The organism is Pseudomonas rhodesiae (assembly GCF_007858255.1).
In the GTDB taxonomy this organism is placed as follows: Bacteria; Pseudomonadota; Gammaproteobacteria; order Pseudomonadales; family Pseudomonadaceae; genus Aquipseudomonas; species Aquipseudomonas rhodesiae.
Genome location: NZ_VFEU01000015.1, coordinates 47,884 through 60,409, shown reverse-complemented (window position 1 = coordinate 60,409; position 12,526 = coordinate 47,884). Strand labels below are relative to the sequence as shown.

General features: G+C 59.9%; 10 protein-coding genes. 2 read left to right on the top strand and 8 right to left on the bottom strand.

Annotated elements, in window-relative coordinates; translation table 11 throughout:
* Positions 1–54: 54 nt before the first annotated feature.
* Together ctaD and coxB are read right to left on the bottom strand one after the other, a co-directional pair.
* A complete protein-coding gene (gene ctaD / locus FIV35_RS20065; RefSeq protein WP_017849006.1) occupies positions 55–1,644 on the bottom strand; it encodes a cytochrome c oxidase subunit I in 1,590 nt (529 codons plus the stop codon).
* Positions 1,645–1,702: 58 nt separating this feature from the next.
* On the bottom strand, positions 1,703–2,830 hold the full coding sequence (gene coxB / locus FIV35_RS20060; RefSeq protein ID WP_034101688.1) for a cytochrome c oxidase subunit II: 1,128 nt from the start codon (positions 2,828–2,830) through the stop codon (positions 1,703–1,705).
* Between the two features lie 368 nt (positions 2,831–3,198).
* Between coxB and FIV35_RS20055 the strand changes: the two genes are divergently transcribed.
* Entirely contained in the window at positions 3,199–3,846 is a 648-nt protein-coding gene (locus FIV35_RS20055; RefSeq protein WP_034136344.1) for a hypothetical protein, read from the top strand.
* Between the two features lie 56 nt (positions 3,847–3,902).
* Here FIV35_RS20055 and FIV35_RS20050 read toward each other — a convergent pair whose 3' ends face one another.
* The 6 genes from FIV35_RS20050 to FIV35_RS20025 all read right to left on the bottom strand — a co-directional run bounded on the left by FIV35_RS20050 (position 3,903) and on the right by FIV35_RS20025 (position 11,485).
* A complete protein-coding gene (locus tag FIV35_RS20050; protein ID WP_034136343.1) occupies positions 3,903–5,450 on the bottom strand; it encodes a SulP family inorganic anion transporter in 1,548 nt (515 codons plus the stop codon).
* Positions 5,451–5,535: 85 nt separating this feature from the next.
* Entirely contained in the window at positions 5,536–6,267 is a 732-nt protein-coding gene (locus tag FIV35_RS20045; protein WP_034101684.1) for a carbonic anhydrase, read from the bottom strand.
* Positions 6,268–6,494: 227 nt separating this feature from the next.
* The gene (locus tag FIV35_RS20040; RefSeq protein ID WP_034136342.1) at positions 6,495–7,553 is read right to left on the bottom strand and encodes a PA0069 family radical SAM protein; all 1,059 of its coding nucleotides are present in this window, start codon (positions 7,551–7,553) and stop codon (positions 6,495–6,497) included.
* Positions 7,554–7,634: 81 nt separating this feature from the next.
* Positions 7,635–8,933, bottom strand: a complete 1,299-nt coding sequence (locus FIV35_RS20035) for a cytochrome c (RefSeq protein ID WP_034136341.1) — start codon at positions 8,931–8,933, stop codon at positions 7,635–7,637.
* Positions 8,934–8,945: 12 nt separating this feature from the next.
* Complete coding sequence (locus tag FIV35_RS20030) at positions 8,946–10,730, bottom strand: GMC family oxidoreductase (protein WP_034136340.1); 1,785 nt, start codon at positions 10,728–10,730, stop codon at positions 8,946–8,948.
* A gap of 2 nt (positions 10,731–10,732) precedes the next feature.
* Positions 10,733–11,485 (bottom strand): gluconate 2-dehydrogenase subunit 3 family protein, encoded by a 753-nt coding sequence (locus FIV35_RS20025; RefSeq protein WP_034136339.1) that lies wholly within the window; start codon positions 11,483–11,485, stop codon positions 10,733–10,735.
* A 283-nt stretch (positions 11,486–11,768) separates the two neighbouring features.
* Between FIV35_RS20025 and FIV35_RS20020 the strand changes: the two genes are divergently transcribed.
* Positions 11,769–12,467 carry a dual specificity protein phosphatase family protein gene (locus FIV35_RS20020; protein WP_052198892.1) on the top strand — a complete coding sequence of 233 codons (699 nt, stop codon included), beginning with the start codon at positions 11,769–11,771 and terminating at the stop codon, positions 12,465–12,467.
* The last annotated feature ends 59 nt before the right edge of the window (positions 12,468–12,526 follow it).

The following is a 12,526-nucleotide window of genomic DNA, read 5'->3' as shown; positions in this document are numbered from 1 at the left end:
CGGCTGACATACCATCATCGGGGGCAAGCCCCCTCCCACAGGGGATCGGCGTATTCACTTGACCTCCGGCGGCGTGGTGAAGGTGTGGTACGGCGCGGGCGAGGGCACGCTCCATTCCAGGCCTTCGGCGCCGTCCCACGGTTTGGCCGGCGCGGGCGGGCCGCCACGGATGCACTTGATCACGATAAACAGGAAGAAGATCTGCGTAGCGCCGAACATAAAGGCGCCAATCGAAGACACCATGTTGAAATCGGCGAACTGCAGGTTGTAGTCCGGCACCCGACGCGGCATGCCCGCCAGGCCCACGAAGTGCATCGGGAAGAACGCCATGTTCATGCCCACGAAAGACAGCCAGAAGTGCAGCTTGCCCAGGGTTTCGTCGTACATATGGCCGGTCCATTTCGGCAGCCAGTAGTACGCCGAGGCGAAGATGCCGAAGATCGCGCCGGGCACCAGTACGTAATGGAAGTGGGCCACCACGAAGTAGGTGTCGTGATACTGAAAGTCCGCCGGCGCAATCGCCAGCATCAGGCCGGAGAAGCCGCCGATGGTGAACAGAATCACGAAGGCCACGGCAAACAGCATCGGTGTCTCGAAGGTCAGCGAGCCTTGCCACATGGTGCTGACCCAGTTGAACACCTTCACCCCCGTGGGCACGGCGATCAGCAACGTGGCGTACATAAAGAACAACTCACCCACCAGCGGAATGCCCACCACGAACATGTGGTGCGCCCACACGATAAACGACAGAAACGCGATGCTCGCCGTGGCGTAGACCATCGAGGTGTAACCGAACAATGGCTTGCGCGAGAAGGTCGGGATGATCGAGCTGACGGCGCCGAAGGCCGGCAGGATCATGATGTACACCTCAGGGTGGCCGAAGAACCAGAACACATGCTGGAACAGCACCGGATCACCGCCACCGGCGGCACTGAAGAAGCTGGTACCGAAGTGGATATCCATCAGCATCATGGTCACGCAGCCGGCCAGCACCGGCATCACCGCAATCAGCAGGAACGCGGTGATCAACCAGGTCCACACGAACAGCGGCATCTTCATCAATGTCATGCCGGGCGCACGCAGGTTGAGGATGGTGGCGACCACGTTGATCGCACCCATGATCGAACTGATGCCCATCAGGTGAATGGCGAAGATGAAGAACGTCACGCTTTCCGGCGCATAGGTCGTGGAGAGCGGCGCGTAGAAGGTCCAGCCGAAATTCGGCCCACCGCCTGGCGTGAACAAGGTCGACACCAACAACAGGAACGCCGCCGGCAACAGCCAGAAACTGAAGTTATTCATGCGCGGCAGGGCCATGTCGGGGGCACCGATCATTAGCGGGATCATCCAGTTGGCCAGGCCGACAAATGCCGGCATCACCGCGCCGAACACCATGATCAGGCCGTGCATGGTGGTCATCTGGTTGAAGAACGCGGGTTCCACAATTTGCAAACCCGGTTGGAACAACTCGGCGCGAATCACCATGGCGAAGGAGCCGCCCAACAAGAACATGGTGAAGGCAAACCACAGGTACATCGTGCCGATGTCTTTATGGTTGGTGGTCAGCACCCAGCGCATCAAACCTTTGGCGGGGCCGTGGGCATGGTCACTGGCGTGGCCATGGTCATCGATCACAGCGCTCATGGCCGTTCTCCTGCAAACGAAGGGGCGGGGCGGTTCAGGGCATTTGCAATGAAAGGAGTCATTTGCTTTCCGCCTGCTTGATGGCCAACACATCTTTAGGCGTGACCATGTCGCCTTTGTTGTTGCCCCAGGCGTTGCGCTCGTAAGTCACTACGGCGGCGATATCCACTTCCGAGAGCTGCTTGCCAAACGCGGCCATCGCGGTTCCCGGCTTACCGTGATACACGATGCTCAGGTGATCGGCCGCAGGCCCCGTGGCGATCTTCGAGCCCTTGAGCGCCGGGAACATCGGCGGCAGGCCCTGGCCCTCGGCCTGGTGACAGGCCACACAGGTGGTGTGATAGACCTTGTCGCCACGGGCCACCAGCTCGTCGAGGGTCCACTCTTTGGATGTCAGCTCCTTAAGCTTGGCGGCTTCGGCCTTGCGCTCGCCCAGCCAGGTGTCGTAGTCGGCCTTGGACTTGACCTCCACCACGATGGGCATGAAGCCGTGGTCCTTGCCGCACAGCTCGGCGCATTGGCCACGGTAGAGGCCGGGTTTCTCGACGCGGGTCCAGGCTTCGTTGACGAACCCCGGAATGGCATCGCGCTTGACCGCGAAGGCCGGCACCCACCAAGAGTGGATCACGTCGGCGGCCGTCACCAGAAAGCGCACCTTGGCGCCCACCGGCAGCACCAGCGGCTGGTCGACTTCCAGCAGATAATGCTCGCCCTTGGTGGCCTGGTTACGGATCTGTTCGGCGGGTGTGGCCAGGTTGCTGAAGAACTCCACATCCTGGCCCAGGTATTTGTAGTGCCATTTCCACTGGTAGCCGGTGACCTGGATATCGATATCCGATTCACTGCTGTCGTAGATATTGATCAGGGTCTTGGTGGCCGGAATGGCCATCGCGATCAGGATCAGCAGAGGGACCACGGTCCAGAGGATTTCCACGGTGGTGCTCTCGTGAAACTTGGCGGCGACCTGCCCGGTGGAGCGGCGGTGGACCATCATCGACCAGAACATGGCGCCGAACACGACGATGCCGATCACCACACAGATCCAGAAAATGGTCATATGCAGGTCGAACACAGCGTGACTGACTTCTGTCGCCCCTGGCGCCATATTCGTGGTCCAAGCGGCGTGCGCCTGGCCGAATACCGACCACAACAGGAGGCCCATCCAAACGTGTGGATGTCGCATCATTGCGGGTTCCCCTTATCGTTCTTGTTATCCCGCCGGTTTGCACCTGCGTCGAAGGGAGCGGCTTCCATACTGCTTACAACCGCTTAGCCTTGCCTGCTTATGCAGTCTGGCGTCATCAGCTAATCGCGTACAAATCCGAGTATAGACAGGGTCTGCAACCCCGCAATGTGTAGGGGCAAATGAGCCGCAAAGGCTGGGTGGAAACCCAATGGAAGCGGGGGGCGGAATCGATTTTCCGACGAACGATGGCTATCCGATATAACGCCTGCGTATAACCGTGAAATAATTATGACAAATGCATCTGAGGCTCTCGTCTAAACGAGCTACCTTATGCTCTTTCTTCTTATGCCTGCACTACTGGAGCGTTCATGAACACCGCCGCATTGCGCGAGCAGATTTCCCGTGCCCATCAACACGAGACCGAAACGGGCCAGCTGGGTTGCCAGTTGGAAAAACAATTGCCGCACCTGCATTCGGCCATTTCCCTGGCTGACGGTGATCACGTCGTCATCATGACCCGCTTTGTCACTGCCTACATCGACCTCGTGCCGGACCTGCTGGATGCGGCCAACGAGGTGGCCCGCGAGGCCGGTATCGAAAGTCAGATCAAACCCGTCCTGAAGATCGCCGAGCATTTTTTCCTGCAACCGCCCGCTTTGCTGCAAGGCCACGAAGGGCTCGACGGCCTGCTGGATGAAGCGTACCTGGCCCATCGTCTGGTGGAAGAGGTCAACGACTTGTATATCAAGCACTTTGGCCAGCCATTGATTCCGGTGGATATCACCGTCGCCAACGTGATTGCCCATCAGTTGATCGGCGAGGCATTCGCCAACCAACTGGATGAAGCCGTACACCACGCCGTGGATGAAATGCTCAACGAGGACAGCTTTGCGCTGGAGTCTGTGGAGACCTATCGCGAGCAGCTCAAAAGCCCGGAAACGGAAGCAGCGTGGAAGCGCTGGCCGTGCCTGTCGCGTCAGTTGGGTGTTGAGCTGGAGCTGGATCAGCCGGCTTGAACTTTCAATCTAATGCGGGAGGGTGGTAGCCCTCTCCCGCATTTGATTCGGCTCCGTCAGCCGATAGAGGGTGCCGAGCCGATCCCCGTCGTCGTCCTGATTCGGCCTTCGAGCCTGCGCTTCAACCCCCGCGCCTCAATCACCAACTTCGACCCTTTGGCCGCATTTGCCCGGCCCCATTCTTCCAGCAACTCCAGGCAGGAATGGTCGATGTAGCTCAGGTTGTTAAGCGGCACATGCACCGTGGTGCCGGTAGGCACGGTCGAGAGCACCTGAGTCAGCGCCGGGACTTTGAGAAACGTCGCCGCGCCAATCAACCGCAGTTCCATCTCGCCATCCTGAGGCAGATCGATCAGGCTGACTTTCAAGCGCGACGCTTTGAACGCCAGCTTGACCAGGGTCAGCCCGAAGCCCACCAGCACACCCGTCAGCAAGTCGGTGAAGATGATTGCCAGCGCTGTGGCGGCATAGGTGAACATCGGCATCCGTCCGTAGCGTCCCAGCGCCTTGAACGCCTTGACGTCCACCAGCTTGATCCCGGTGTACACCAGCACACCTGCCAGGCTTGCGACCGGAATGCTTTGCAGCACACTCGACAACAGCAGCACAAAACCCAGCAGCCACACGCCGTGGAACATCGCCGACAGCCGCGTGGTAGCGCCTGCTTGGACGTTGGCCGAACTGCGCACAATCACACCGGTCATCGGCAGGGCGCCCACCAGACCACACAGCATGTTGCCTACACCTTGGGCAGATAATTCTTTATCAAAATCGGAACGCTGACCACTGTGCATGCGATCCACAGCCGCCGCGGAGAGCAGGGTTTCGGCGCTGGCAATGAAAGCAACGGCGAACGCGGCGATCAGCAGTTGGGGGTCAGCCAGGTTGAGCAGGTCGCTGGGGCGCAGCCAGTCTATGGCATCGGCGAGGTTCTCCGGCACCTCCACCCGCTTGACCTGCAGCGCCAGCACCAGGCTGGTGACCGTTGCCAAGCCAACACCGAGCAAGGCTCCCGGCACGAATCGTAGTGACTGCGGGCGCAGTTTGTCCCACAGGTACATCACCAGCATGGTGGACAAACCAAGCAGTCCCGCTTGCCAGCCGAGGCCACCGCCAAGGGTGGGGATCGCCTCGGCCAGTGCAGCCGGGAAGCCCGCCAGGTTATCCAGCCCTGAAGGCTTGGGCGTGGCGTCGAGCATCACATGGACCTGCGACAGCACAATCAGCACGCCAATCCCCGCCAGCATGCCGTAGACCACCGCTGGTGCGGTCACACGAAACCAGCAGCCCAGGCGCAAACGCCCGGCCACCAGTTGCAGGAAACCCGCCAGCAGCAGGATAGGCCCGAGCATCAGCATGCCGTGCTGGCGCACCAACTCGAACACCAGCACCGCCAAACCCGCCGCCGGACCGCTGACTTGCAACGGCGACCCCGCCAGCCAGCCCACCACCAGGCCACCGATGATGCCGGTGATCAGGCCCTTGGCCGGCGGCATGCCGGACGCAATGGCGATGCCCATGCACAGGGGCAGGGCGACCAGAAACACAACCACCGAAGCGAGCAGCTCCCGTGGCAATACAGCTTTCAATTGAGCAGCACGCATGATGGCTCTCCCGAGGCATTCGCCGGGCGCGGTAAAGCCTGGCTGCGTCCATGGCAGCCACCGCTTTACCCGGCAGGGAAGTGTTTTAGAAGCGCGCTTTAGGCGTCGCGCAAGGGATAGGTCCGGAACCGCTCAACGGTCGGAACGCTGATTGCTCCGCGTCGTACGCGCGAATTTCACTGGTCTCGATGTTGTAAATCCAGCCGTGGATAAACAATTGACCGTTGGCCATGCGCGAGGCCACTGAAGGGTGGGTGCGCAAATGCTGCAACTGGGCGATGACGTTTTCTTCGGTCAGCACCTTCATGCTCTCGCCTTCATTGGCGCAGTCGCAGTTGTCATGAACCATGGCCTTGGCGACCTCGGCGTGCCGCAGCCAAGCCCTGACCGTGGGCATTTTCTCCAAGCTGTCGGGGTTGAGTACCGCGCGCATGGCGCCGCAATCGGAATGCCCACAGACGATGATGTGCTGTACACCCAGGGCAAGCACCGCGTACTCGATCGCCGTGGAAACACCGCCGTTCATCTGCCCGTAAGGGGGCACCACATTACCGACGTTACGGGTAACGAACAGGTCGCCGGGCGAGCTTTGGGTGATCAATTCAGGGACGATACGCGAGTCTGCGCAGGTGATGAACATCGCTCTTGGGCTCTGGGCCGTGGCGAGTTTCTTGAAGAGTTCTTCCTGCTGAGGGAAGACGTCGTGATGGAAATGCAAAAAACCGTCAACGATATGTTGCAACGCTGCATCGGCGGATTCCGCCACCTGAGGGGCTGATGCCGACGCAGCCAACGGCTGTTTATCCTTGTCACTCATGATTCATCCTCTTAATTAATGCAGGGGAGTTTTCAGGTCAGTTCGACGCCTGGCTAGTGGAATAGTTGTAAACCGCCACGGACTCCAGGGCCGACTCATCAGTCACTCGCTGAACAAGGTAACCATCGAAACTTAACTCAAACTGAATGAACCGCTCTAGATCGCGGGTTTCAGTGATGTCAAAACGCGACTATTCCTACAGGAATGGTGCATTCTTCCCAGTCAGTCTACAACAATGCCATCTGTCGGCCAGGTGGACAGAACGCCTCGCAATCCAGATTGAAGCCTTCCCGACGATCCAGCCCCAAACGCTTGATAGCTTTGCTGAAGCGCTGGGCCAGTAGATCGGCAAACGGCCCTTCACCGCGCATGCGCACGCCGAAACGGCTGTCATACACCTCTCCGCCGCGCACCTGGCGCACTAGGCTCATCACATGGGCCGCGCGCTGCGGATAATGCGCCGCCAGCCATTCTTCGAACAGCGGCGCCACCTCCAACGGCAAGCGCAGCATCATGTAGGCCGCGCTCTGGGCCCCGGCGGCATGGGCTTCGCTCAGCAGGCTTTCCAGCTCGCTGTCGTTGATCATCGGGATCATCGGCGAACACAGCACGCCCACCGGGATCCCCGCCTCACGCATCACCCGAATCGCTCGCAGACGCGCCTTGGGCGCCGCCGTGCGAGGCTCCAGGATGCGCTTGAGCTCGTCGTCCAGGCTGGTGAGGCTGATCATCACCGCCACCAGACGTTGGCGCGCCAACTCGGTGAGCAAGTCCAGATCTCGCAGGATCAGCGAGCCCTTGGTGATGATGGTCACCGGGTGCCGGTATCGCAGCAGCACTTCCAAGATCTGTCGGGTGATGCGGTGCTCGCGCTCGATGGGTTGGTAGGGATCGGTGTTGGACCCCAGGTTGATCGGCGCACACACATAGCCCGGTTTCGACAGCTGCTGCTCCAGCACCTGGGCGGCATTGTGCTTGGCGATCAGGCGGGTTTCGAAATCCAGCCCCGGGGACATGTCCCAATAGGCATGGCTGGGCCGCGCGTAGCAGTAAATACAGCCGTGCTCGCAGCCACGATAAGGGTTGATCGAGCGGTCGAACGGCAAGTCCGGTGAGTTGTTGCGGGTGATGATGGTCTTGGCCGTCTCGATACGCACTTCGGTGCCCTGGGTCGGCGGTACTTCCTGATGCCAACCGTCGTCCTCGACCACGCTGACCGTGGGCGCAAAGCGGTTGTGCAGGTTGGTGGCCGTGCCCCGGCCCCGGGGTGGCAGCGCAGTCGACATAAGAACGCCTCAATACTGTTTTTATATACAGTATCGAGGCGCAGGGTGTCTGACCAGTGCCGTTTGGCGGTCAATGCAAGATCAGTGCTTTTTCGTCACTTGCCCCAGGTCATCGCCGGAGGTGGTGCGCATGTCGTCTTTGCGCAGGTCCGCCACGTCGCTGGCCTTGACTGGCCCACCTTGGTTGCCCCAACTGCCGCGGATAAAGCTCACCACATCCGCCACTTCCTGGTCCGACAGACGCCAGGCGAACGCCGGCATGGTGAAGGTGGACGGTGCCGAGTGGGTGGCCGGTAATGTGCCGCCGTTCAACACGATGTTGATCAGCGACGTCGCATCCGCCGTCTGCAACACAGGGTTGCCCGCCAACGCCGGGAACACCCGCGTATAACCATGCCCGTCGGTACGGTGGCAGGCCGCGCAGTTGTCGATATACACCGACGCACCCCGCTGGCTGTCGTCGCCTTTCCACAGGGCTTGCGCCACCTGCTTGTCGTACTGGTGCGGCTGATCCTTGGGATCCACCGCCGGTAGACTCTTGAGGTACCGGGCGATAGCGGTCAGGTCGTCTTGCGACAGGTATTGCATGCTATGCACGACCACATCGCTCATGCCGCCAAACACCGCGCTGCGGTCACTGCGACCGGTTTTGAGGAATTGCACCAGTTGCTCTTCGCTCCAGCTGCCGAGCCCGTCCTTGTGGTCGCCGCGCAGGCTTTTGGCGATCCAACCTTCCAACGGCGCACTGCCGGACAGGAACGCGCTGCCGTCCTGAGCACTCAGGGCTTTTTCCTGCATGGTCAGGGCGCGCGGCGTATGGCATGCGCCACAGTGGCCAAGGCCCTCCACCAGATAGGCGCCGCGACTGATCACCGGGTCGGCCCCCGCTGCAGCCTGATAATCCTCAACGGCCGGCGCAAACATCCAGCGCCACGCCGTCAACGGCCAGCGCATGCTCAAGGGCCAGGGAATATCGCTGTCCTTGTTCGCTTGGGCGACCGGTTCGACGCCTTTCATGAAATACGCGTACAACGCCTGCATATCGCTTTCGCTGACACGAGCGTAAGACGGATAGGGCATGGCTGGGTAAAGCGTACTACCGCTTTTGGCGACGCCATGGCGTACGGCCTTGTCGAAGTCCTCAAAGCTGTAATCACCCAGGCCGGTCTTGTCCGGGGTGATGTTGGTGGAATAGATCACACCGATGGGGGTTTCCATCGGCAGGCCACCGGCAAAAGGTTTGCCGCCCTTGGCGGTGTGGCAGGCCACGCAGTCACCGGCGCGGGCCAGGTACTCGCCTTGCTTGATCAGGTCGGTTTCAGCGGCGCTGATCGAGCAACTGCTGAGCAGCGCCAAGGTCGCGATAACAAATGCTTTCATGGTCATCGCTCCTTATGCCTGAACCAGTGGGCCGGGGTTTTTCAGGTACTGCTCGCGGATCGCTCGGGCCGACCAGTAGGTCAGCGCCGCCACCAGGCCGGTAGGGTTGTAACCCAAGCCTTGTGGGAAAGCGGATGCGCCTGGGACAAACACATTGTGCACATCCCAGGACTGCAGGTAGCGGTTGACCGCGCTGGTTTTCGGATCGGTGCCCATGATCGCGCCACCGTTGAGGTGGGTGGTCTGGTAGGACGCGGTATTGAAGTGCTCACCGACCTTCTTGCCCAGCAAAGCGATCGCCTTGGGGTTCATGGCCTGCGCCACCTTGCCCATTTTCTCGACCATGAAGCGGTTCATTTTGATGTCGTTTTCCTGCCAGTCGAATGTCATCCGCAGCAGTGGCAGGCCGTAGGCATCGCGGTATACCGGGTCTAGATCCAGGTAGTTGCCCCGGTAGGATTGATGAGCGCCGTGGGCATCCATTGACACCTGATGGGTGTAGTAATCGGCGGTGGCGCGCTTCCACGCACTGCCCCAGGCTGGGGTGCCCGGCGGGTTGGACGTACCTGCAATTGGTCGGCTGCCGGCCTGGTTGACCCACATTGGCGAACCGCCCACAAAGCCGTGGGGGCCGTGGTCGAAGTTGTCGGCGTTGAAGTCATCGATGGCCACGCCGTTGCCGCCGGCACCGATGAAATTGTTGGTGTGGGTGTCCTTGTCAAAGAACGCTTTGATGGTGGCCATGTTCTGGTAAGCGAAGTTCTTGCCCACCACGCCTTCGCCGCTGATCGGGTCGTAAGGCTTGCCGATACCCGACAACAGCATCAAACGCACGTTGTGGAACTGGAACGCGCCAAGAATCACCAAGTCCGCCGGCTGCTCGCACTCGCGACCCTGGCCGTCGATGTAGGTCACGCCGGTGGCCTTGCTCTTGGTACTGTCGAGATTGACCTTGAGTACGTGGGAATTGGGCCGCAGTTCGAAATTCGGCACCTGACGCAGGGCCGGCAGGATGTTCACGTTAGGCGACGCCTTGGAGTACATGTAGCACACGTAGCCACTGCAGAAACCGCAGAAGTTGCACGGCCCCATTTGCGCACCGTAGGGGTTGGTATAAGGCCCCGAAGTGTTGGCCGACGGCAGGTTGTAGGGCTTGTAACCTACCTCTGTGGCGGCTTTCTGAAACAGCTGTGCAGAGACGGTATTTTTCTGCGCTTGCAGGGGGAACGGGTTTGAGCGGTCCGGCGCATAAGGGTTGCCGCCGCGCCCTTCGCCCACCAATTGACCTTTGACGGTCCAGGCCTGGCCGGAGGTGCCGAAGACTTTTTCCGCATAGTCGAAGAACGGCTCAAGCTCTTCATAGCTGACGCCGAAGTCCTGGATGGTCATGTCCTTGGGTATGAAGTGCTTGCCGTAGCGCTCTTCGTAGTGGCTGCGCATGCGCAGCTCAATAGGGTCGACGCGAAAATGCACGCCCGACCAGTGCAAGCCCGCACCGCCCACGCCATTACCGGGCAAGAATGCACCGAGCTGCCGATTGGGCAAGGCCACGTCATTCACACTATGGCGAATGGTTACGGTCTCTTTGGAAATGTCCTGGAAGAGTTTTTTACGCACGCTGTAGGTCAGTTCGTCGATGACCTGGGGATAGTTGCCGTCGGGGTAGGTGTCCTGCATCGGGCCGCGCTCCAGCGCAACCACGTTCAGGCCCGCTTCCGTCAGCTCCTTGGCCATGATCGCACCGGTCCAGCCAAAACCTACGATCACTGCATCGACTTTCTTCATGATGGTCGCCACGCTTATGCCCTCTCGCCGCGGATGGAAACTGCCGGGAAGGGGTATTGCTCGTTGCGTTCCACCCAATCCATAAAGTCGGCGCGCGCGCCGGGGAAACCGATCAGGGTCCAGCCGACCATGCCTTTATTGCCCCCGTGAATCGGGTCGCAGAAAAAACCTTCTTTGGTGTTCTGCAGTAACAGGTTGAAGAACATCTTCGCCGGCACCGCCTCGAAATGGGCGGACACCTCGCCGCCGCCAGCTTCAAGGCGACGCAGCATATCGTCCTGGGTAGCGCTGTCTTGAGCGGCAAAGGCTTTGCCATTGAATGCCTTCGACCAGGTATCGGTCGCGGCAATGCCCAGGCGATAAATCTCTTTGGGCACCAACTTGCTCTGCCAGCCCATCTCTGGGGCGGCATCGGCGTTGAATGGCCCCTGCATGTACCACAACGCCCCACTGGCATAGGGCGTGTTCATCTGACGGTCGATGTACTCCGGCGCACCCGCTTCAAGGGCGCCGGGACCTTGGGCATCGGCAGGGATCAAGCGCGCGACGGCAGCCTGGATGAACGCCCATTCCTCAGCCGTGAAGTAGCTGGGTTCGTAGGCTTTTTCGCTAACCGCTGGCTTGGCCGCGCTGGCCTGTGCCGGCTCAGGCGTGGCCATCAGCATCGAACCACCCAGGCCGGTACTGGCAACCGTGACCACCGGGATCAAGGTCAAGGATTTGCGTAAAAAGTCACGCCGGGGGTTGTCTTGATCTTGATCAGACATGGAGCACCTCATCATGTGGTCACGGATTGAACAGCCGCTTCTGGCGAGCGGCTTGAGCGTCTACAGGGCAATTGGATCCAACTGTTTCAGAGAGATAGAACACAGCTGACATGAATAGTTACGAATGATAGCAGGCTAAGCATCGAGGAAAATCGATTCAGCTGAAAATCGCCGGCCACAAAGCCCGCCAAATCACGCTTCTTTGACGACCGACTCACACGGCATTGACCCGACGTCACCCAATCTGAGAGCCATTCGCCAGCTCCTTCCGGTTACGTCGACCATGTTGAAACACGCCTTATTTGCGGCTCTCTGCCTCACGCTCGTCAGCCTGTCCGCCCCTACCCCCGTGCAGGCCGATGAGATCATCACTTCCGTGCGCTCACCCGAATGGGCCCAACCGATTGATACCCACTACAACTTGCACCAGATGACCCCCACGTTGTACCGCAGTGGCTTACCGGATAGCGGCGCGCTGCCATTGTTGGAAAAGCTGAAGATCGGCACGGTGATCAATTTCCTACCGGAATCCGACGCCAGTTGGCTTAAAACAGTCGATATCAAACAAGTGCAACTGACTTATCGCACCAATCACGTTGATGATTCAGACGTACTGGCGGCGCTACGCGCCATTCAGCAAGCAGAGAACAGCGGCCCGGTGCTGATGCACTGCAAGCATGGTTCGGACCGTACGGGCTTGATGGCGGCGATGTACCGGGTGGTGATTCAAGGGTGGAGCAAAGAAGACGCGCTGAACGAAATGACCCTGGGTGGATTTGGCACCAGTAATGGGTTCAAAGATGGCGTTCGCTACATGATGCGGGCCGATGTCGACAAATTGCGCACAGCCTTGGCAAACGGAGATTGCAGCACCAGCGCGTTTGCACTGTGTTCGATGAAGGATTGGATCTCCACCTCAAACAATCAGGGAGCAGATGCAGTAGGGGCGGACGAGATCAAGACAATGCAGCCACGTGAATGACCGCATTGTCTTGAGGCTCTTTGCGAGCCCCCCCGCTCCTACAGGATTGAGGGAGGTTT

Bases quoted from the DNA above. Each gene is read 5' to 3' on its own strand.
- FIV35_RS20055 (WP_034136344.1), top strand. From the start codon at position 3,199: ATGAACACCGCCGCATTGCGCGAGCAGATTTCCCGTGCCCATCAACAC.
- FIV35_RS20040 (WP_034136342.1), bottom strand. From the start codon at position 7,553: ATGTCGACTGCGCTGCCACCCCGGGGCCGGGGCACGGCCACCAACCTG.
- coxB (WP_034101688.1), bottom strand. From the start codon at position 2,830: ATGATGCGACATCCACACGTTTGGATGGGCCTCCTGTTGTGGTCGGTA.
- FIV35_RS20020 (WP_052198892.1), top strand. From the start codon at position 11,769: ATGTTGAAACACGCCTTATTTGCGGCTCTCTGCCTCACGCTCGTCAGC.
- FIV35_RS20035 (WP_034136341.1), bottom strand. From the start codon at position 8,933: ATGAAAGCATTTGTTATCGCGACCTTGGCGCTGCTCAGCAGTTGCTCG.
- ctaD (WP_017849006.1), bottom strand. From the start codon at position 1,644: ATGAGCGCTGTGATCGATGACCATGGCCACGCCAGTGACCATGCCCAC.
- FIV35_RS20025 (WP_034136339.1), bottom strand. From the start codon at position 11,485: ATGTCTGATCAAGATCAAGACAACCCCCGGCGTGACTTTTTACGCAAA.
- FIV35_RS20050 (WP_034136343.1), bottom strand. From the start codon at position 5,450: ATGCGTGCTGCTCAATTGAAAGCTGTATTGCCACGGGAGCTGCTCGCT.
- FIV35_RS20045 (WP_034101684.1), bottom strand. From the start codon at position 6,267: ATGAGTGACAAGGATAAACAGCCGTTGGCTGCGTCGGCATCAGCCCCT.